The sequence below is a fragment of the Methylocystis sp. genome (assembly GCF_050246715.1).
GTDB lineage: Bacteria > Pseudomonadota > Alphaproteobacteria > Rhizobiales > Beijerinckiaceae > Methylocystis.
In genome coordinates, this window is sequence record NZ_JBFWVN010000045.1 from 1 (window position 1) to 21,366 (window position 21,366).

Consider the following 21,366-nt stretch of genomic DNA (forward strand, 5'->3'; position numbering starts at 1 on the left):
GCTCGGCAAAGGTGAGCGCCTTCTGACTGCGCCGAGACAGTCGCCAAAAAACCTAGCTAATGCAAATTAGCTCGCGCATAATCTTCGTAACGCATTGTTTTGGTTCCATAATCCACATTATGCGAATTTCGTGTGTATAGCTGACGCGCCGGGCGCCAGCGCATCACCCACACTCTAGCGCTGTCGAGCCAGGCATAAAATGGCCTGTGACGAATGAGGGACGCGGAAGAACTTCTCTCGCTTGTGGCCACGCGTTCTGCTTTGCAGAGCGGCGAGGGCATCGAGCGCTCGCGGACAGGCTCCCTCGGCAAAGAGCGTCGGCTCAAACAGTGTGGCATAGAAGCGCCGCTTCTTCGATGAGTTATGCAGCGTGGGTGCAGCGCATCCGGGAACATATCGAGCTACATCAAGCCCCCTCCCCTTGTGTCGCGCGCCGCTGGAAAATTTCGGTAAAGCATGGCGACCGACACCGCTATCCGCTTTGCCACATCCGTCACGGGAGATCGGGTTGGCGAGTAGTGCTTTCGCGGCCTTGAGGTCATCTACCTTTAGCTTTGGGGGGCAGCCCCCTTTCCTGCCTATTCAAATATTACATCTATTGCATTTTCTGCATATGTTGCGTATGATTCGCTTAGTAAATAACGATAACAAACAGGGGAACGTCATGACCGCGCTCGCTCACCGACAGTTGCCTCCAACGGCCCAGGATGCCGCTATTGCCCGTGCCTCGGGCCAGCGACTCTCGCGCTTTGCCCGCCGCAATCGACCGCTCACGCTTCGCGTCACCGACGCCGAGCAGGATCAGCCGATCGAGTTGCCCGCCGGAGCCGTGTCCTTGCTTATGGATATCCTGGAGGCTATGGCCGCCGGGCGCGGCATTACCCTCATTCCTGAAAACGCCGAACTGACCACGGTGCAGGCGGCCGAGATTTTGAACGTCTCCCGTCCATTCCTCATCGGGCTTCTCGAGGCCAAGGCCATCCCCCACCACAAGGTCGGCAAGCACCGCCGCGTCCGCATGGAGGATGTGATGGCCTACAAGGAGCGCATCGACCGCGAGCGCGAAGCAGTCCTCGACCAGCTTGTTGCTGAAGCGCAGGAACACGGCATGGGCTACAGTCGCTCATGACAGTGTACACCGCGCTTCTCGACGCCAACGTCCTCTATCCCGCCGCTGTGCGGGATATTCTTTTGCAGCTCGCAGTCACCGATTTGTACCGTGCAAAATGGAGCGCTGATATCCACCGCGAATGGATCGAAGCGCTCCTTCGCAACGAACCGCACCGCGATCGCGCCATCCTGGAGCGCACCCGAGACCTAATGGATCGGCATGCGCGCGATTGCCTCGTCAGCGGCTATGAGCCGCTCATCCCCTCGCTTTCCTTGCCCGATGAAAACGACCGTCACGTTCTCGCGGCGGCGATCGTCGGTGGCTGTGACGTGATCGTGACGCAGAACTTGAAGCACTTTCCCGAGGCCGTGCTTGCGCCGCTCAACATCGACGCGCAGCATCCGGACGAATTCCTATGCAACCAACTCGACCTCGCGCCGGGCATCTTTTGCGCTGCCGTGCGCAAAGTCCGCGCGCGCCTAAAGAATCCGACTTATTCCGTTGAAGATTACCTCGCCAATCTCACCCAGCAGGGCCTTGTCGGAACCGCGTCGGACCTCGAACAATTCTCTCAGCTTATTTAGCCCGCAGCCAAGGCCTCTTGCCAACTGGTCCGAAGGCAGCCCATGAATTACCATTCCGTCCGGATCGTTCCGAAGATGGCGCGAACCGGGGGCTGCCATGGAAATTTTTGCTTCGAAAACCATAGAAAATTCAGAGATTACACGCGTAATTGAAATTCTGGCGGATGTGGCCGGCAGCTTCACATACGCTTCCTTCCAAAACGCGATTCCAGTCATCCGCTCGATCGCCGTCAATAATCCGACGGAGGAGAATTTCGCGGGCTGCGAACTCCAGCTCGTCTCTAACCCGCCATTTCTGCGAAGCAAGAGATGGGTCGTCGATCGACTCGCCGCCGGCGATCGCCTCTCGCTCACCGACCGAAAGGTAGAACTCGATCCGGCTTATCTTGCAGGCTTAAACGAATCCGAGCGCGGCGAGATTGTCTTCACGTTATCAATGGGCGATCGGACTCTGGCCGAGATCAGAAGTTCGGTTCGTCTGCTCGCGCGAGATGAGTGGGGCGGCGTTGGCGACATGGCCCAACTTCTTCCCGCATTCGTTATGCCAAACGATCCAGCGCTCGCTAAAATATTGCGCGCCGCCGCCGAACGGCTCGCGGCTCATGGCCATTCGTCGGCGCTTGATGGTTATCAAAGCGAAAATCCACAGCGCGCATTTCTGCTCACGGCGGCGATCTACTCGGCCGTCGCCGGGTTTTCGCTGCATTATGCCGAACCGCCGGCAAGCTTCGAGGAGCGAGGGCAGAAAATACGACGGCCTACCACAATTTTGATCGAAGGCCTCGCGACATGTCTCGATACGACGCTACTCTTCGGCGCGGCTCTGGAGGCCGTCGGACTCTACCCAATCCTCCTAATGTTTCGCGGTCACGCGGCCGTCGGCGTCTGGCTGGCGAAGCGAAGCTTGTCGAACGCCATCGAGCCGGACGCCATGGAAATTCGCAAGGCGTTGGCCTCCCGCGAGATGATTGTGTTCGAGACGACGGGCGTCACCAATCGTCCCCCTATGACGCTGGAGCAAGCTCAGTCCTTGGTCGAAAGCCGACTTGACGAAGATCGGCGCGCGGAATTCGTCGCCGCGATCGACGTGCGCCGGTCTCGCAGCGGCGGCGTCACGCCGCTCGCCTCCCATGAGCCGTCGCATGCGGTCGTCGACGACACCCCAGCGGGGCCGGTCGAATTGCCGCTGCCGCCTGCGCCGACGATGGATGAACTGCCAGCTGACATTGCCATAGAAAAGCCGACGACGGCGGCCGGACGGATAGAACGTTGGCAGAAGAAGCTGCTGGATTTGACGCTGCGCAATCGGCTTCTAAACTTTCCGGACACGAAGAAGACCGTTCCCTTCGTCTGCACGGATATCTCCTATCTCGAGGACCGTCTTGCTGCGGGCGCGTCCATACACCTTATCTCGCTGCCCGAACAAAACCCCCTGGGAGAGCGTGACGCGGACCTCTATCGCGATATCCACGGACAGGACCTCCAGCGCCGCTTCGCTACGGAGGCCCTGCAACGCGATGAATTAGCTTCCCCCCTCGATGCCAAACATCTCGAAGCGCGGTTGATCGATCTCGATCGGCAGGTCCGTAATGATTTTGCCGAGGGCGGCGCCAATACGCTTTTTCTCGCGGTCGGCTTCCTGCGCTGGAAGAAGAAGCCTGAGGATAAAAGAAGCTATCGGGCGCCGTTGTTGCTCATCCCTGTCAAGCTCGACAGAAAAAGCGCCTCTTCCCGATTCAATCTGCGCTTTCACGAGGACGAGCCCCGGTTCAATGCGACCCTTCTTCAATTCCTCGAGCGCGACTTCGACCTGCGCTTGCCGCAATTCGCCGGCGAGCTGCCACGGGATGAATTTGGCGTCGATGTTCCGCGCTTGCTGAGTGTGATGCGCCAGGCGGTTCGCGACGCGCCCGGTATGGAAGTGTTGGACGAGACCGCGCTCTCGAACTTTTCCTTCGCCAAGTTCCTGATGTGGAAGGACTTGGTCGAACGGACGGAGGCGCTTCGCCAAAATCGTGTCGTCAAGCATCTCATCGACACGCCCGACCAGGCTTTCCCAGCGGATGGCGAAGTCTTCAAGGATGAGCGCGAACTCGATCGCCATTACGCGCCGGCAGACATCGTTTCGCTGCTGCCCGCCGACTCATCCCAGATCGCCGCCAGTCTAGCGGCCGCGGAGGGTCGCGATTTCGTCATCGTCGGCCCGCCCGGAACCGGCAAGAGCCAGACCATCACAAATATGATCGCGAGTTGTCTCGCGGCAGGCAAGACGGTTTTGTTCGTCGCCGAAAAGACTGCGGCGCTCGACGTCGTTTATCGGAGGTTGCGGGAGCATGGATTAGGGCACCACTGTCTCGAACTCCATTCGTCGAAGACCGATCGCAGGAGTTTTCTCGGGCAGCTCAAGAAATCCTGGGAAAGCAGCAGTCAATTCGATCAGTCGGGCTGGATCGCGATCAACGAAAAACTGCGACTCCGCCGCGATCTATTGAACGCCTACGTGGAGGCGTTGCATCGACAGCACGTCAATGGGCTGACGCCTTACGCCGCGGTCGGCATCGCCTTGCGAGGCCGGGACCGCCATGCGCCGTCACTTTCCTGGCCGTCGACGGAGACGCATGACCTCGCTACGCGGCAGAAGTTGGAGGAGATGGCCGAAGAGCTTGGCCGCGTCTTTAAATCGGTGGTCAATCGGCCCGTGCTTGATCTCGTCCATGCAGGCGAATGGTCTTCGCAGTGGCAAGAACGTCTCATCGGTGCGGCTGGAGATCTAAAGGCGAAGACGAGCGTCCTACGCGGAAGGCTAGCCATATTCGCCGCCCGGATCAACTTGCCTGCCACGGATGATGCTTCCTTTGTGGACCTGCAGCGGCTTGCTTCCTTCGCGGCCGCGCTTCGCGACAGCGCGGGCGTCGATCACCGCGTCCTGTTCGATCGCGAGTTTCGGCAGTTGAGCGCGGCGCTGACCGAACTTGAACAAGCAATACGCGGCTATCGCGCCGCCGAGGCCGGTTTGACCGCGGCCTTTGATCGAGACGCCGTGCTCGCCATCCCCGTCCATGATCTCGATAACGCGTGGCGGCAGGCTTCGGCCTCCTTCTGGCCGATGAGCTGGTTTGGACGTCACCGCGTCAGAAAACTCCTGCGGAGCTACACAAAAGCCGGCGCGCCCGATCCCGCAACGGAGTTGCGGGCCCTGCAGCATATGCAGAAATATGCGGCCTCCGTTCAACGCAACAGGCTCGCGGCCAAACCGGTCGGCTTCGCAGGTCTCGACACCGACCTCGCGGCTGTCGACCGATTGTTGAAAAGCGCGGATCGCCTCTTGCAGGGATTGCTTGGCCTGGGCAAGACGGCGGGAGAACTGGAGGTGGTGGCGCAGGCCATAGCGCCGACGCTCCGTGCGCCGACGGGAGGAGATCCTGTCCGTCAAGCCGCGCACGATTATTCCGACGCCGTCGTCGCATTTGTGGAGTCCGCGAGACAATTCGCAACCTTATCGGAGCGAGAACCGCTGAATCCGGAAACGTCAACCTTGCTGTCTACACTCTCCGCGCAAATGGATGAACTCGTCGAAGCGCGGCATCTCCTGAGGGACTGGTCGACCTGGTGTGGCGTCCGGGAGCGCGCCAAAGTGCAGGGGCTTTGCGAATTGGTCGACGATCTCCAGTCCGGCGCCATTGAACCGGAAGAATCGGGAGCCGCCTTCAGGCTCGCCTATGCCCGCTGGTGGCTGCCGTCGACTTTGGACGCAGATCCAATATTGCGGGAATTTCGACGTTTCCAGCATGAACACGCGATCGAAGAGTTCAGGCGGCTAGACGACATGGTGCGGGCGGAGGCCGCGAATCGGGTTGTCGAGGGGCTCGCCCATGACTTGCCGTCGGTACAAAGCGTGCCGCGCAGTTCGGAGCTTGGCTTGCTGCGGCATCAAATGGAATTACAGCGACCCAGTCGCACGATTCGGGAGATGATCGCGGCAATGCCGTCGAGTTTCTCCAAGCTCGCGCCCTGCATGCTGATGTCGCCGCTCTCGATCGCTCAATATCTACCGCCCGACCAAGCGCTCTTCGATGTCGTGATCTTCGATGAAGCATCGCAGATCACCACTTGGGACGCCGTCGGCGCGATCGCCAGGGCCAAGCAAACGATCATCGTCGGCGATCCCAAACAGCTTCCTCCTACGAATTTCTTCGGTCGCAATGAAGATGACGAGGAGGTTGCAGAGCACGAAAGGGATCTGGAGAGCATTCTGGATGAAGCGAAGGCGGCCGGCATTCCAGTGCGAGCTTTGCGCTGGCATTATCGCAGCCGCAATGAGTCGCTTATCGCATTTTCCAATCACCATTATTATCAGAATCGGTTGATCACCTTCCCATCTTCGAATGTCGATGATCGCGCCGTTCAACTCCGGCATGTGCCTGAAGGCGTTTACGACCGGGGCAAGAGCCGCACCAACCGGATTGAAGCTTTCGCTGTTGCGGATGAGGCGAAGAGACGCATGCTGCATTGGCTTGATTTACCGAAAGAAAATCGCCCGACGCTCGGCGTCATCACCTTCAATTCGCAGCAACAATCGTTGATCCAGGACTTGCTGGACGACGCCCGGCGCGACAATCCGGATCTCGAATGGTTTTTTGCAGACGAGCGCGTGGAGCCTACGGTCGTCAAGAATCTTGAGAATGTGCAGGGCGACGAACGCGATGTGATCCTGTTCTCGATAACCTTCGCGAAGGACGCTGCGGGCAAGCGCAGCATGGATTTCGGCGCACTCAATCGCGATGGCGGAGAGCGTAGGCTTAATGTCGCTCTCACTCGTGCGCGTCAGGAGCTTCTTGTCTTTTCCGGGTTCACAGCCGATCAGATCGACGCCAGCAGGTCGAAAGCGATTGGAGTGAATCATTTGAAGACATTCCTGGACTTCGCGGCCCGCGGTCCCATCGCGCTCCCCGCGCAGGATTTGGGGTCGAAGGGTCCGCCAGAATCTCCTTTTGAAGAAGCGGTCGCGGCCGAGCTCGACCGACTTGGCTGGCATATAACGCCGCAGGTCGGAATTTCCGGTTTCAGAGTGGATATCGGGATCAAGCATCCTGAACTCGCGGGCGCCTATCTTGCGGGCGTCGAGTGCGATGGCGCTACCTATCACCGTTCCGCAACAGCGCGCGACCGCGACAAGGTTAGGGAGCAGGTGTTACGCGGCCTTGGATGGAACATCATTCGCGTCTGGTCGACAGATTGGTGGTTCGATCCCAAAGGAGCGGCCGAACGCTTGCACAATGCGCTCTCGGCGTTACTCGAAGACTGGCGTCAGACATCTACAGACCGACCAACGTCTGAAGAAACGACGCATTGGGACTTGGGGCATGAAATCGAGCCCGATCAATCAATAAACGAAGTGGAGCCAACCGACGAAGCAGAAGATTCGCCGCGCCTGCCACGAGAGGAGACGGAGGAGCGCGTCGGCGGTCCTGACGAAACGGTATCGGAGGCGCTGGCGATTGATGCACGAATTGGCGTCTTGAGCGAAGCGCAGTCAGGTGCGTCTTCCATTGCGGGCTCCGCGGTGTCACAGGAATTGCCCAACAGAGCGCGCTATAAAATCGCTGATTTGTCGATTGTCCGCGCCGAGCCGGATCGCTTCCATGACTTCGACTATAAAAGCACGTTACGCGCGATGGTGGAGGCCGTCGTCGATTGCGAAGCGCCATTGCGCGAGGACATATTGGCGCAACGCATCGCGCGTGCGCATGGGTGGCTGCGCACCGGGAGTAAGATCCGGGAGCGCGTCATGCTGCACTTGAAAAATGTGGATAAAACGTCGGAGTCGAGCGGCGACTTTATATGGAAAAAGGGAACCGTCGCGGAGTTGATTGCTTATCGTTCACCTTACGACGCCGACTCCCGTCGGGCCATCTCAGAAATCTCGCTCGCCGAGCTTGCCTCTGCCGTGGTCTCCAATGAAGATATTTTAGAGGAACCGGATCCGGCGCTCGCGCTTGCGCGGTTGCTTGGCGTGGAACGGTTGGCGGCGACGGCGCGAGCGCGCCTTGACGAAGCACTTGATCGGGCAAGAAGCCATTTGTCTAAACCGCGCCGCATTGAAGGCGGTTAAATTCCTAATGAAAATTTGATCCAAAATCTGTTGTGAGTCGGTGAGGGGATGCAAAGCACGGTGGATTCCATATCATCAATCGATAGCAGCGCCATTGATATAGCACATCCACACCCCTTTTCCGAGGCTAACGCAATCGCTTTGTCCGGAACCAATGAGCGCATCAAATTTCGTGTCGTATGATGTGTTCAGGCCATGCGCCGCTGATCGCAGTCGCAAAAGCTTGCGGCCGCACGGAGGCTGATGCGCGCAACTTGCGGCTCTGAGGGCAGCGATAACCTGAGAGTGAGAGGGCCCTTCGGGCTTCGCGACGAGGAGTCAGGGCGAGAGAGAAGCTTTCGCCGGCCCGTCGCGGAGATTGAAACATGTCGAAGATTGCGCTGATGGGAGCGACGGATATCGCGCTTGATCGCCTGGTGGCGTCGGACGCCAATGTGCGCCGGATCAAAGCGGGGATCAGCGTCGAAGAGCTGGCTGAGGACATTGCCCGTCGGGGATTGCTGCAGTCGCTGAGCGTGCGGCCAGTGCTCAATGGCGACGGCGAAGAAACCGGGAAATTCGCGGTGAGCGCCGGCGGTCGGCGTCTCGCGGCGCTAAAGCTGCTCGTTAAGCAGAAGCGTCTCGCAAAGAACGCGCCCGTCCCCTGCATCGTGAAGACGGAGGGGATCGAGGAGGAAGATTCCCTCGCCGAGAATACGATGCGCGAAGCCCTACATCCGCTCGATCAATTCCGGGCGTTCAAAAACTTGCAAGATGCAGGCCTGAGCATTGACGAGATCGCCGCGCGGTTTTTCGTTGGAGCGCAGGTCGTGCGCCAGCGCCTCAAACTGGCGGCGGCAAGCCCAAAGCTTCTCGATCTTTATGTCGCGGAAGAATTGACCCTGGAGCAACTCATGGCGTTCTGCGTCACCGACGATCATGCGCGACAAGAAGAGGTTTGGAACGCTCTGTCGCGCTCCTATAACAAGGAGCCCTACACAATCCGGCGCATGCTGACTGAAGGCGCGGTCAAGGCTGGCGACAAACGCGCAGTGTTTGTCGGCCTCAAGGCCTATGAGGCGGCGGGCGGCGCGATCTTGCGCGATCTCTTCCAGCACGATCACGGCGGTTGGCTGCAGGATGTCGCGCTGCTCGACCGTCTCGCGCGGGAAAAGCTTTCCAAAGCGGCGGATGAGCTTCGCGCCGAGGGCTGGAAATGGTCGGAGTTCGCGTGCGAATTCCCCTATGGCCATACGAGTGGCATGCGTCGCTTGCCGTCGACGGCGCCGCAGATTTCAACCGAACAGAAGGAACGTTACGACGCGGCGCTCGAAGAATATGACGCACTCTCGGACGAGCACGCGGGCTCCGACGAGCTTCCGGAGGACATTGATCAGAGAATGGCCGAACTCGAAGAGATCATCGACGCGATCGAGCAGTGCCCGGCGATTTTTGATCCGGCCGATATGGCGCGAGGCGGCGTATTCGTCAGTATCGATTCCAATGGCGCGCTGAAAGTCGAAAGGGGCTACGTGCGCCGCGAGGATGAGGCGCCAGTCGAACAGCGAGCGGATTCGAATTCTCAGCACTCCGGGTCTGACGAGAATGGCGCTCATTCTTTTTCCATGAGGGCGTCGACGGAGGGCGTTCTAACTGCTGACGCGGACATTGAGGCCGAAACCCCTTCGAAACTGTCCGATCGCCTGCGCACGGAACTCTCCGCGCATCGAACGATCGCGCTGCGGTCGAAATTGTCGGCGGATCCGGAAGCCGCGTTTCTGGTGGCGACCCATGCGCTGGCGCTCGATGTCTTCTACGGATCGCCGCAGCATTCCTGTCTCGATCTCACGCTGCGTAGTGCGCCGATCGGGCCTCACGCGCCTGGCGTCGGCGAAGCGCCGGCGGCGAGTTCCCTGCAGGAGGCGTTCGGGCAATGGCAATTGCGTCTGCCGCAACATCCCGCCGAGCTTTGGAGCTGGCTTATTGCGCAAAGCGCGGAAGATCGCGCAGCGCTTTTCGCCTTCTGTGTCGGCTCTGGCGTCAATGCGCTCTATCTCCCGCATGAACGGCGCAACGCCGCATTTGATCACGCCGACCATCTCGCCGAACATCTCACGCTCGACATGCGAGATTTTTGGAGGCCGACAGTCGAGAATTATTTCGGGAAAGTGACGAAGACGGGGATTCTAGCCGCTGTCCGCGAAGCGAAGGGCGAGGCAACGGCGCAAATGATCGAACACCTGAAGAAAGCCGATATGGCGGCAGAAGCCGAGCGCCTCCTCGATGGCAGCGGCTGGTTACCCGAAATGTTGCGAACGCAAAATTTCGACGCCCCGGCGATCGAGGCAAAGCGCGCGGAAATCGGCGAAGAAGCGCCGTCCGGCGGTCACGACGATCTTCCCGCCTTTCTTGCCGAGGGCGAGGCGGAACCGATGATTTCGGTGGCCGCCGAATAGTCCGGCGCAAATTTTTAAGCGTCCCGTAGCTTCACGAGCCCGCCCTACCCGGCGGGCTCATTTTGTTTTGAGGAGATGAAAATGTTCGATTGGTATCGGCGCTGCGCCTATGACGGCACGCGGAAGAAACTGTTTCACCGGAAAGGACGCGCCGCCTTGCGCGCGCTCGCAAAAGAACTACGGCTTCCGCCAAATTCATTCGATATCCGCAGTTGCCTTGGCGGGGTCGCCGTCTCCGGCGAAATCATTGTGCATGGCGAGAGCGTCTATATCCAGATTTTGCAGCCTGCGACTGGCGCCGATAGCGGCGTGTTGATCCGTAACTGCAGCGGCAGGCGCGACTATGAGGGCGGCAGAAATCATTTCGCGCCGCTGGCGTTGCTTGATGAGCCGGCGGCGCTGGCTGGCTATGTGCGAGCGGTGATGAGCGGCGATCTATCGCGGATCAGCGCGATGTTTGGACCGCTTGCCTTTAGATGGCGGGCGTGCGGGCGAGGCTGAGGGAGAGAAGAGGCAGAGGGCTTTGCCGGGAGGGCGAGCCCGGAGCAGGAAGAGAGAGCGTCCCGGGCCGTTACCCCGGAGACAATTGATGAGCCCGATCCTCGCCGTTGCCGAAACGCCCCGCGAACAATCCGAACTTTCCTTCATTTCGGCAGACAAGCCCCATGCGCTCGTGATGGCGGCGCAGACGCTCGTCGTCCGTCTCGCCAAGGGGAGCGTCATCGACGCCCCTGCCCTGCGCGCCGCGATGGAAGGCGCATTCGGCGCGAGCGACGCGCAAGGGGCATGGTGCTGGAAAGACGCTTATGAGGCGATAGAGGCGGCTCAGGTCTTGTTCCTGCGCCGCTATGGGCCGGCAATGCTTGCGCGTGCGGCGAACGATCCGGCGCGCATTCTCGCGATGCTCAAGAAAATCGGCGCGATGCTGCCGAGCGAAACGCGGCGCTCGGAAGAAAGTCACGCGCTGCAGCAATTCTCGACGCCACTGGAATTCGCCTATGTCGCATGTCTTGCGGCGGGGTTCAGCTCCGGCGACGTCGTGCTCGAGCCCTCCGCCGGGACTGGGATGCTGGCGATTTTCGCCGAACTCGCCGGAACGACGCTTATCCTCAATGAATGGGGCGAGACGCGCGCCGATCTGCTGAAGCTGCTGTTTTCCTTAGCGCCAGTCAGTCGCTTCGACGGCGCGCAGCTGCATGATCGCCTCGATGTTGGTCTTGTCCCCAGCGTCGTGCTGATGAATCCGCCCTTCTCCGTCTCGCCACTGATCGAGGGACGGCATGCGGCGGCGACTTTCGAACATATTCGCGCGTCTCTCTCGCGACTTCGCGCTGGCGGCCGGCTCGTCGCCATCACGGGCGAAAGCTTTGCGCCGACGTCGAAAAGCTGGCGCGGATATTTCGAGCGTTTGCAAGAACAGGGTCGGCTGGTGTTCACCGCCTCTCTCTCTCGCGGATTTTTCGCACGACATGGGACATGCGTCGAAAGCCGGCTGACGGTTTTCGACAAAACGCCCGCGGAGAACCCGAAAGAATTTGTCGCTGGCTTCGGTCCGGGCGCCGATTTTTCGGAACTGCTTGCTCTGGTGCAGCGGGAGATTCCGCCGCGCCCTTCCCTTGCTTCAGAAGCGCAGGGCAATAGCAAGTCGCCAGTCCAGTCCAGCGTCGGTTCGACCGCGAAGCCATTCACGTCGATTGTTGCAACCCGTCGCGCCGCGCGACCTCTCGCTCTTCCGGATGCTGCGCGTCAAAACGTCGGCGTCATTCCGATCCCTGCCCCGCGCGTGTCTTCCGAGATCGTCGAACTCGCCTATCAGCTCCGCGACTGGAAAGCGCTCGAGGGCGGCGCGCTCAGCGCCGGGCTCTATGAGCCCTACGCCGTGCAATCGATTGCAATCGAGGGCGCAAAGCCGCATCCAACGACGCTCGTTCAATCCGCCGCAATGGCTCCGGTCGCGCCGCCAAAGCCAAGCTATCGGCCGCATCTGCCAAAGAGCGTCGTCGAGTCCGGACTCCTTTCCGACGCGCAGCTCGAGAGCGTCATCTACGCCGGCGAAGCCCATAGCGGCCTTCTCGCCGGCTCGTTTCTCGTCACTGAAAGTTTTGACACGGTTTCCGCCGCGCCGGACGACGGCGAGAAGGCGGTCCGCTTTCGCTGCGGCTATTATCTCGGCGATGGCACAGGCGCCGGTAAAGGGCGTCAGGTCGCGGGCATCATTCTCGACAATTGGCTGAAAGGCCGCCGCAAGGCCCTCTGGATCTCGAAATCCGACAAGCTGCTGGAAGATGCGCAGCGCGACTGGGCGGCGCTGGGGCAGGAGAAGCTGCAGGTCGTCCCACAGTCCCGCTTCAAGCAAGGCGCGCCGATCCATCTTGCTGAGGGGATTCTCTTCACGACTTATTCGACCCTGCGGTCGGATGAACGTCAGGGCCGTGATGGCGCACTGAAGGCTTCGCGCCTTGCACAGATCGTCGACTGGCTCGGAGCCGATTTCGACGGCGTGATCGTCTTCGACGAGGCGCACGCCCTCGCCAATGCGGCTGGCGAGAAGGGCGAGCGCGGCGAGAAGGCCGCCTCGCTGCAGGGGCGTGCGGGCCTCAGGCTACAAAACGCCCTCCCCGACGCCCGCGTCCTTTATGTCTCGGCCACCGGCGCGACGACCGTCGCCAATCTTGCCTACGCCACGCGGCTCGGGCTCTGGGGCTCGACCGACATGCCCTTCGCGACGCGACAGGATTTTGTCGCGGCGATGGAGGCCGGCGGCATTGCCGCCATGGAAGTGCTGGCGCGTGATCTCAAGGCCCTCGGACTCTATGCGTCGCGCGCCCTCTCCTATGCGGGGGTCGAGGTCGAGATGCTGGAGCACCAGCTCTCAAATGAGCAAATCCGTATCTATGATTCCTATGCCGGCGCCTTCGAGATCATTCACAATAATCTCACCGCGGCGCTGGAGACGGCAAACATCACCGGCGAGGGCGGCAAGGCCTATAATCGTAACGCCAAGAGCGCCGCGCGCTCGGCTTTCGAATCCAACAAGCAGCGCTTCTTCAATCATCTGATCACCGCGATGAAGGTCCCGAGCCTCATCGCTGCAATCGAGCAAGATTTGGAGGCCGGCCATGCCGCCGTCATCCAGATTGTCTCGACCAGCGAAGCCTTGATGGAGCGCCGCCTCGCCGAAATCCCGTCGTCCGAATGGGGCGATCTTTCCTGCGACATCACCCCACGCGAATATGTTCTCGACTATCTCGCCCATTCCTTCCCGACCCAGCTCTTCGAAGTCTATTCCGACGAGAATGGCGATCTTCATTCTCGGCCGGTCGTCGATGAGCACGGCAATCCCGTCCAGTCGCGTGAGGCTATGGAGCGCCGCAATCGTCTGATCGAACATCTCGCCGCCCTTCCCGCCGTGCTGGGGGCGCTCGATCAGATCGTGCAGCGCTTTGGCGCCGAGACGGTCGCCGAGGTCACCGGCCGTTCGCGGCGGATCGTGCGCAAGACCAATGCGGACGGTTCGGATCGCTTGTGCGTCGAGAACCGGCCAGCCTCGGCCAATCTTGGCGAGACGCAGGCCTTCATGGATGACGAGAAACGCATCCTCGTCTTTTCCGATGCCGGGGGCACGGGCCGCTCCTATCACGCCGAGCGTAACGCGAAGAATCAGCGGTTGCGCGTCCACTATCTGCTCGAACCCGGCTGGAAGGCGGATAACGCCATTCAGGGACTTGGGCGCACCAACCGCACCAATCAGGCGCAGCCGCCATTGTTCCGTCCGGTCGCGACCGATGTGAAGGGCGAGAAACGCTTTCTCTCGACGATCGCGAGGCGGCTCGACACGCTCGGCGCCATCACGAGGGGCCAGCGCCAGACCGGCGGCCAGGGCCTGTTCCGGCCGGAGGACAATCTCGAATCGCCCTACGGACGCGCGGCGCTCCGCCGGCTCTATCAGCTCGTCTTCGCCGGCAAGGTCGAAGGCTGTTCACTGACGCGCTTTTCGGAAGCGACCGGGCTCGACCTCACCGACCAGGACGGCAGCCTCAAGGAAGAATTGCCGCCGATCTCGACTTTCCTCAACCGTATCCTCGCTTTGCCGATCGCGCTGCAGAATCTCCTCTTCGAGGTGTTCGAGGGGCTGATGGCGGCGCAGGTCGAGGCGGCGATCCAGGCCGGCGTCTTTGATGTCGGCGTCGAGACGGTTCTTGCCGAAAGTCTCGTTGTCACCAATCGCCAGGCCATTGCTGTCCATGGCAAGAGCGGCGCGGAAACGCAGCTGCTGACGATTCAGCGCAAGGACAAGACGCGGATCACGACGCTGGGCGAAGCGTTCGACTATGCCACCGCCTCGCAAAAATCGCGGCTGGTGATCAACGATCAATCGGGTCGCGCCGCCGTCAAACTGCCGGCGACGGCGCTGATGCAGGACGACGGTTCGGTTCAGCCGCGGGTTCGCCTGCTGCGGCCGACCCATGCCGATGTGATCACGGTCGAAGCGCTGGAACGCTCGCATTGGCGCGACGCATCTTCAGAAGAATTTCGGAGGGTGTGGGAGAATGAAGTTGAATCGCTCCCCGAACTGGCGGAGAGCACGTTTCATATCGTGACCGGCCTGCTGCTTCCGGTCTGGAACCGGCTTCCGGATGAGGCGGCGCGGGTCTACCGCTTGCAGTCAGATCACGGCGAACGTGTCATTGGCCGGCTGGTTTCGCCGGCAAGCGCCGCCGCGCTCCTTGAGACGGCGGGCGCTGGCGCCCCTGCCCTCGCGCCAATCGCCGCCATCGCCGCCGTCATGCAGGACGGCGCGGGGCTCGTTCTGGCGGAGGGGCTGGTCCTCAAGCGCGCGCTCGTGATGAACCGGCATCGGCTCGAACTCTTAGAGTTCTCCGATACGATGGTCGACCGGCTGAAGGCGCAGGGTCTCCTTTCCGAAATCATCGCCTGGAAGCTGCGGCTCTTCGTGCCGCTCGGCGATGAGGCCTCAAAAATCGTCGAGAAGCTTCTTGCCCTCTATCCCCTGCTCCGCGTCGCGCCCGCGACTCGCGTGAATTCTTAAAAGAGCGGGAAGCGATCATGGAAAGCCCCGCCCGGACTCTGTCCTGTAGCCTCGCCGAACATGTCGAGGCCGTCTGCAAGCATTATCTTTCGAACGGTCGTCGCTGCGGCAATTACTGGGTCGTCGGTGACGTGAACAACAATGCTGGCCGCAGTCTCTATGTGCGGCTGAAGGGGCCGCTCTTTGGCAAGGGCGCGCGAGGCCGCTGGACCGATTCCGCCACCTCTGAACATGGCGATCTCCTCGACCTCATTCGAGCGCGAGAAGGTCTCGTATCCTTTCGCGACACGTTCGACGAGGCGCGGCGCTTTTTGCAGTCGCCGCGCGAGAGAACGACAGAGAATCGTGATGGCAACTCAAGCGAATGCAACACGATCTCGCTCGCACGTAAAATCTGGGCGGCGTCGCAGCCGATTATTGGAACAAAGGCCGAGGCCTATCTGCGCGCGCGGAAAATCAGCGCTGATCTAAACGATGCGCCGCTGCGCTACCTTCCGGCGCTGATCTATCGCGAGCGTCGAAATTCGCCGCCGCGCAAATTGCCGGCACTTGTCGCCGCCGTCACCGATCATAAGGGCGAGATCAGGGGAGTTCATCGAACGTTTCTCGATCCAGAAAAGAACGACAAAGCGAATGTCGTTTCGCCGCGGCGTTCGCTTGGCGCGATTCTCGGTAACGGCGTTCGCTTCAGCGCGATTGATCAATTCGCGATCATCGGAGAAGGGATCGAAACCGTACTCTCGCTCAAAAGCGTCGCGCCGCATCTCCCAATGGTCGCGGCGCTCTCGGCAGCCCATCTTGCCGCATGGGAAATTCCGGCCGGCGTGCGTCGTTTGATCATTGCCGTGGACAATGATCGAGCCGGACGGAACGGCGCGCGGAAGCTTTCCGAACGCGCTGAGGCGGAGGGCGTCCGAGTTGGAATGATTGTTTCGCAAGGCAAGGATTTCAACGACGAACTACGGCATACGGGACTGGAATGCCTACGGTTCCGGTTAGCGAAATCACTGCCAATGTCGGAGTTCGAAGAAAGCAGACGCTCTTGATAGGTGTCGCTAAAGTCTCGGTCTGACCCATCCACGACATTCGCACTGCCTGGTCTGCGACTATGATCTCAACTCAGGCCCTTGAACTTTTCCGATTTAGGCGGCTCTACTACTACTTGCCTGGAGGTTGGAGCTACCATGACACAGGTGGCAAATAATCCTTTGGGACCCGCGTGGCGTGGGAACGAAAGCTATCGCCAATTTGCGGAATCGGTGAAAACTAATTTGCGCTATGTCAGGTCCAAAGGCGCAAATGATTTCCTCGACGAAGTGTTTGCCTCTAGCGGAAACCGCAAGCAGACAATTTCACAGGGAGATATTTTTTGGCGCGCTCGCCTAGGATGCGAGTACGAGATGGTGACCCATGAGGGCGATGACATTGATGTCTCTTGGCCGCGCCCCTGCCCCTATGGTCAAGAGGCCATGAAGCCAATTTCTAATTGGCAGAACGAAGGCAGAGCCAACCCACGAGGTATTCCATGCCTCTACCTGGCAACGACGCGCGACACTGCCCTCGCAGAGGTCCGTCCCTGGATTGGTGCGATGATATCTGTCGCTCGGTTGAAAATCCGCCGCGATTTGAATGTCATCGATTGCTCAAAGTACCACTCGATGGATGCCTTCAAGACCGTCATCCTAGACCATACGCGTCCCAGAGAAGATGGCATATGGATGGCGATTGATCGGGCGTTTGCTACCCCAGTGAGTCGAGACGACGAGTCAAAAGAATATCTACCAACACAGATACTCGCTGAACTGTTCAAATCTGAAGGCTTTGATGGGCTCGTTTACAAGAGCTTACTCACCGAAGATGGTTTCAATCTGGCCCTTTTTAACTTGGAAGACGCAGACGTAGCGCACTGTGAGATATTTAAAGCGGCCTCGATTAAATTCCATTTCGAAAGCGAGGGGTTCATGTATTTCCGCAATGACGAGGGATATACAGAAAAATAGGACGCACGTTATAGTAGGAAGGCATTTCGCTCTCATGAAATGTGCCTCAGAGAAGTCACTTTCGACTTTCTCTTTTCGGAAAAGGCCCATTACCGGACCTGAATGTAGGTCTGGAAATGGCGCGAAGGAGCGGTTGATGAAGGGCAGGTCGTGAGTCGCGGCCAACCCTCGCTAAATTCAGTCTGGATTTCGGGCGCGCTACAAACGGAATTCGGCGCGACGTTTCATTTGTCCCTGAAAGTGAAAAAAGGAATCGTGACCTCGAAGAAATTTGGAACATTTTCAAAGGTGACGCCTTCCCCACGTTGAGGAGCGAGAAGTTTGACATCAAGATGCCGTGTGACAATCGCTCGCATGACGTAAAGTAGGAAGTCGATAAGGTCGTTCGACACCGGCACAGCCAGCCCCAAGACTTTTTTAGCCGCGCTCTCCATATCGGGCTCACCGGTCAGCTTGAGGATATGGGTCGATATAACGAAGTCGGACGCGAGGTAGTATGAATTGTCGGTCGTGTCGGAGGGGTACCATGCCCAATCCTCGTCGTCTGGCACCTCCTCAAACGCTGCCGCCAGTTCTGCATTCTCGGGGTAATGATAAGCCACCTGATTCCGTATCAGGTGCAACAGGTTTGTTTCGCCAAAGTGTTTTTTTAGTTTTTCGTAAGCCACGACGCCGTCAGGTTCAATTTCTCTAGCGTAGTCCTTTCCAATTAGACGCTGATTGACTGGGCGCTTGATCATTTCCCAGGTCTCCGCAAGCGTACCGAACAAAAAGCGGGAAACCATCAGCGACTGAGCCGCGCTCAGAGTGTTTTCTAATTCGCTCTTCGAATCGTGATTGGTTGAGAAGACGAGAATCTTTCGAAGAACAGACAGTTGATTAACAGCATGACTAGCCAGCAATAACAAATTTCTGTCGTCTACAGGAACGCTGCGCAGCTGATCCTTTGACAAGGGAACACGAAAAATCTCGATTGTTGATCTTGGCCTGGTTGTCATTGACTTGAAGGCAAGTGCGTCCGGCAACTTCCTTACGACCTCGCTCTCCTCTGTGCAATTCACCTTTCAGCTGCCTAGATTTCCGATCTATCTCCATTTCTCACAGAGGTCCGCTTCTGGCGCGTCGCGGTCACGCCGTGCGACTCGCGCAGTGACCGCTTTCCCAGCAAGACCAGACCTCTGCTTTCGGGTTCCGAGGTCGCACAAACAGTCTCAAGTCACAAGGCTCCAGAACGAGCTCTTCTTGCCGTGCTTGCCACGAAGTTTCGTGGCGAAAGTCTCGTGAGTCTCGCATTTGCCGAAATCCGCAATCGAAGACGCGAGACTGGCGCATTCCAGAAAATGACGCGCCGCGTGTTTGTATCGGCTGGAGCGGGCATGATCGAGACAGAATTCGATCATGGCGCGCAAGGCCACGGTGGCCGCCAAAGGATGTTTGTCGGCCAACGCATTGGCGACGGGAGTCAGTACTTCGTACTCATCGCCATTTAATTCCTCGGCGCGCGCCATTACGAGTTTCGCTGCGCGATCCAGCGCAGGCCATGACGCTAGGAACATCAGAGCCGCCGAGAAATTTGCAAAATTCTCCGCGTAATCGAGAGCGCCACTTTCGGCCTCGATATCTTCGAAGTCGGGAAGCCGTTTCAGATAATCGCGCAAATGTCGTTCCGACAGAAATCGCTCAAAACAAGACCAGCGTGCCGCCTGTCCGTCGTTGCTGCGCTCAAGAGCGTCCAGCGCGGCGATGCGCGCATTTTCCCACTCGAATTCCGGCAAGCCCGCGCGCCGGTGCTCCGCCGCTTCGAGCGCCTTTAGAGCTTCCGCCGCGCGGCCGGCTCCAAGGAGCCGTTCAGCAATTTCGGCGGCAATGCGCGAAACCTTTCGCGTCTCGGGATCATATTGCGCGATGAAGCCGTCCACGTCACCTTGTGCGTCAGCAATGTCCCTCAATGCGATGTCGATGACGTGGACGCGATGACGATTGGCGACTTCGGCTTCATAGATTGGACCGTCCGTCGACCAGCCGATCTTCCGCCGCTCATGCTCGGCCAGTTTTGTCACCGGCTCCTTTGACAGGGCGAGGAAGCGCTGCTTCAGATGTTCGAGGCCTGCATCGCCGAGAGCCGCGCTGAGTATGGGGATGAGATGATCGAACTGGCCATAGTCATTGTCGAGCAAGGCCTGAAATGCGCGATCGGCCAATTCTGTCGTATCGCCTGTGGCGGCTTCCGCCAGCCGACCGAGATCGTTCACGGCGTCGTGGAAAATGTCGATCACCGTTCCGCTACTGTCGTCGCAGCGCGCGAAGACGGATGACGCCAGCGCCATAAAACCCCACATCAGGTCGAGCGCTTCTTTGGGATCGGTTTTGCCGACGTGATCCACGATAGCGCGTCGCTGCGTCTGCAGATCCTCGACGAGCCCCCGCCGGTTCTGCCAGTCGACGAAGCTGCGGGCGCGGGCGATCACTTTTAGGCGCTTGCGGATTTCGCGCGCGACTTCGGCCGGACTTTGCGCGCCAGCGAGTTCGAGCCGCAAACGGCGTTTGACGGCGGCGTTCGTGTCGCCGATCTCGATCAGGAGCTCAGCAAGCCGCTCGACGCCGAGCGCTTCGAGGTTGTTCACGGTGAGGGTTTTTTTCGGCGGCATCGCGACGTTCTTACAGCGACTGCGGGATTTCGGATATTGGCGCGAAGGCCGATCGTCGTGGGCGTTGCCGAGCCGATCGTCTGCGGCAGATGCATTTTGCGTAGAGGGCCGCGCGCCGGCCTGAAAGAGCAGCGATGACGCCACAACCGGCTCGCTTGCCGCAACGCTTCCCGATGACTTCTTTCCCCTGCCCGGCGCAAGAGCCGGGCATTCCGCGCGGAGCAAACAAGTCATCGGGAAGCGTCCTTCGCCTTGCTGCGGCCCTTCGGGTGCGACGCGATCCGCCCGTGGCTCGGGATCGCTGTCAGGCCGCGATCGGCGCGGCCTTGAAGCGAAAGTGCAACGCCATGGATGTCGACATCACGCCCTTCCCCCACGACGGTCCAAACGAATCGCCCTCGTCATATCTCCTCGATGAACTCGCCCTGCACGGCTATCGCCCCTTTGACGACGAGCCGGATCCGCGTCCCCTCCCCTCTTCCGACTCTGTGTCAATGGCCCTCGAATCCGCCGTCGAATCGCTTTCAAGTCTCTTTCTCAACACCCGGCTCGAAGCCGACCTGCCCGACCTACTCTGGTCCTTCGTCAATCTCTTTCATCGAAAGGCGGATCGTATCGACCGCGAGCTCGACGATAACGAAACCGCGCAGCGTCGCGCGCAAGCCGAACAGGACGGCTCGGAAATTCGCTCGGTCGAATTGGAGCGTTTGATCGCGCAAGGGCTGATGCTCACCGAGCGACGCAACGCTTTTGAATTCTTCCGCGACCATCTCGGCGAACTCTATTCCGTGGAAACCGGTTCGGCTTGGCGTCCACGCTCCGGATCAAAGGTCAATCACCGCGCGCTGACGGCTGCAATGATCGACAGCCGCGATTTCCTCAACGCCAAGAAACTCGCCGAGACGCAAGTTCTCTTGCCGCGCGGACATCGGATCGCTTTCGCCGGCGGAGCCGAGTGCAACGATCATCGGCGGATTTGGGACGCTCTCGACAAGGTCCAGGCGAAGCATTCCGACATGGTTCTTCTGCATGGCGGCGGTTCCAAGGGCGCCGAGCGGATCGCATCCTGCTGGGCGGACAATCGCAAGGTTCCCCAAGTCGCATTCAAGCCGGACTGGAGCCGTCACAAGAACGCCGCGCCCTTCAAGCGCAATGACGTGATACTCGAGACATTGCCGATCGGCGTGATCGTCTTCCCCGGTTCCGGCATCGTCGAGAATCTCGCGGACAAGGCGCGCAAGATGGGAATTCCGGTGTGGCGGTTCAAATGAGGGCTGCGGTCTCGGTTTAAGATCTAAAGCGGTCGCCCTTTGTTGACCGCGGTCAACATGTTCTCCGACGACCCGCAGTCTGCGTTAATCATTCGTTAACTCATTTTTTCTTGCGGAGAGTTGGAGAATCGGGCCTACTTGCCACGAAATCACCT

At 59.5% G+C, this 21,366-nt stretch carries 11 protein-coding genes; 9 read left to right on the forward strand and 2 right to left on the reverse strand.

Annotated features, from left to right (window positions below; genetic code table 11):
* Positions 1-664: 664 nt before the first annotated feature.
* The 8 genes from AB7I51_RS13570 to AB7I51_RS13605 all read left to right on the forward strand — a co-directional run bounded on the left by AB7I51_RS13570 (position 665) and on the right by AB7I51_RS13605 (position 17,292).
* Positions 665-1,129: a helix-turn-helix domain-containing protein gene (locus AB7I51_RS13570; RefSeq protein WP_428404100.1), complete on the forward strand. Its 465-nt coding sequence runs from the start codon at positions 665-667 to the stop codon at positions 1,127-1,129.
* A complete protein-coding gene (locus tag AB7I51_RS13575) occupies positions 1,126-1,695 on the forward strand; it encodes a PIN domain-containing protein (protein ID WP_428404101.1) in 570 nt (189 codons plus the stop codon). The genes AB7I51_RS13570 and AB7I51_RS13575 overlap by 4 nt, the downstream gene beginning before the upstream one ends.
* A gap of 97 nt (positions 1,696-1,792) precedes the next feature.
* Positions 1,793-7,807: a DUF3320 domain-containing protein gene (locus AB7I51_RS13580; RefSeq protein WP_428404102.1), complete on the forward strand. Its 6,015-nt coding sequence runs from the start codon at positions 1,793-1,795 to the stop codon at positions 7,805-7,807.
* Between the two features lie 365 nt (positions 7,808-8,172).
* The gene (locus AB7I51_RS13585; protein WP_428406273.1) at positions 8,173-10,242 is read left to right on the forward strand and encodes a ParB/RepB/Spo0J family partition protein; all 2,070 of its coding nucleotides are present in this window, start codon (positions 8,173-8,175) and stop codon (positions 10,240-10,242) included.
* Between the two features lie 81 nt (positions 10,243-10,323).
* Positions 10,324-10,743 (forward strand): hypothetical protein, encoded by a 420-nt coding sequence (locus AB7I51_RS13590; RefSeq protein ID WP_428405088.1) that lies wholly within the window; start codon positions 10,324-10,326, stop codon positions 10,741-10,743.
* An 88-nt stretch (positions 10,744-10,831) separates the two neighbouring features.
* A complete protein-coding gene (locus AB7I51_RS13595) occupies positions 10,832-15,292 on the forward strand; it encodes a strawberry notch-like NTP hydrolase domain-containing protein (protein ID WP_428405089.1) in 4,461 nt (1,486 codons plus the stop codon).
* 17 nt (positions 15,293-15,309) lie between these two features.
* Positions 15,310-16,338 carry a DUF7146 domain-containing protein gene (locus tag AB7I51_RS13600; protein WP_428405090.1) on the forward strand — a complete coding sequence of 343 codons (1,029 nt, stop codon included), beginning with the start codon at positions 15,310-15,312 and terminating at the stop codon, positions 16,336-16,338.
* A gap of 138 nt (positions 16,339-16,476) precedes the next feature.
* The gene (locus tag AB7I51_RS13605; protein WP_428405091.1) at positions 16,477-17,292 is read left to right on the forward strand and encodes an RES family NAD+ phosphorylase; all 816 of its coding nucleotides are present in this window, start codon (positions 16,477-16,479) and stop codon (positions 17,290-17,292) included.
* Between the two features lie 224 nt (positions 17,293-17,516).
* On the opposite strand, the gene AB7I51_RS13610 is transcribed toward AB7I51_RS13605, so the two are convergent.
* Both AB7I51_RS13610 and AB7I51_RS13615 read right to left on the reverse strand, forming a co-directional pair.
* The gene (locus AB7I51_RS13610; protein ID WP_428405092.1) at positions 17,517-18,317 is read right to left on the reverse strand and encodes a hypothetical protein; all 801 of its coding nucleotides are present in this window, start codon (positions 18,315-18,317) and stop codon (positions 17,517-17,519) included.
* Positions 18,318-18,503: 186 nt separating this feature from the next.
* Positions 18,504-19,940: a DUF6880 family protein gene (locus AB7I51_RS13615; protein ID WP_428405093.1), complete on the reverse strand. Its 1,437-nt coding sequence runs from the start codon at positions 19,938-19,940 to the stop codon at positions 18,504-18,506.
* 347 nt (positions 19,941-20,287) lie between these two features.
* Here AB7I51_RS13615 and AB7I51_RS13620 point away from each other — a divergent pair, with 347 nt between their 5' ends.
* On the forward strand, positions 20,288-21,211 hold the full coding sequence (locus tag AB7I51_RS13620) for a DUF2493 domain-containing protein (protein WP_428405102.1): 924 nt from the start codon (positions 20,288-20,290) through the stop codon (positions 21,209-21,211).
* The last annotated feature ends 155 nt before the right edge of the window (positions 21,212-21,366 follow it).

Coding starts and splice junctions, on each gene's coding strand:
- AB7I51_RS13570 (WP_428404100.1), top strand. CDS start 665: ATGACCGCGCTCGCTCACCGACAGTTGCCTCCAACGGCCCAGGATGCC.
- AB7I51_RS13575 (WP_428404101.1), top strand. CDS start 1,126: ATGACAGTGTACACCGCGCTTCTCGACGCCAACGTCCTCTATCCCGCC.
- AB7I51_RS13580 (WP_428404102.1), top strand. CDS start 1,793: ATGGAAATTTTTGCTTCGAAAACCATAGAAAATTCAGAGATTACACGC.
- AB7I51_RS13585 (WP_428406273.1), top strand. CDS start 8,173: ATGTCGAAGATTGCGCTGATGGGAGCGACGGATATCGCGCTTGATCGC.
- AB7I51_RS13590 (WP_428405088.1), top strand. CDS start 10,324: ATGTTCGATTGGTATCGGCGCTGCGCCTATGACGGCACGCGGAAGAAA.
- AB7I51_RS13595 (WP_428405089.1), top strand. CDS start 10,832: ATGAGCCCGATCCTCGCCGTTGCCGAAACGCCCCGCGAACAATCCGAA.
- AB7I51_RS13600 (WP_428405090.1), top strand. CDS start 15,310: ATGGAAAGCCCCGCCCGGACTCTGTCCTGTAGCCTCGCCGAACATGTC.
- AB7I51_RS13605 (WP_428405091.1), top strand. CDS start 16,477: ATGACACAGGTGGCAAATAATCCTTTGGGACCCGCGTGGCGTGGGAAC.
- AB7I51_RS13615 (WP_428405093.1), bottom strand. CDS start 19,940: ATGCCGCCGAAAAAAACCCTCACCGTGAACAACCTCGAAGCGCTCGGC.
- AB7I51_RS13620 (WP_428405102.1), top strand. CDS start 20,288: ATGGATGTCGACATCACGCCCTTCCCCCACGACGGTCCAAACGAATCG.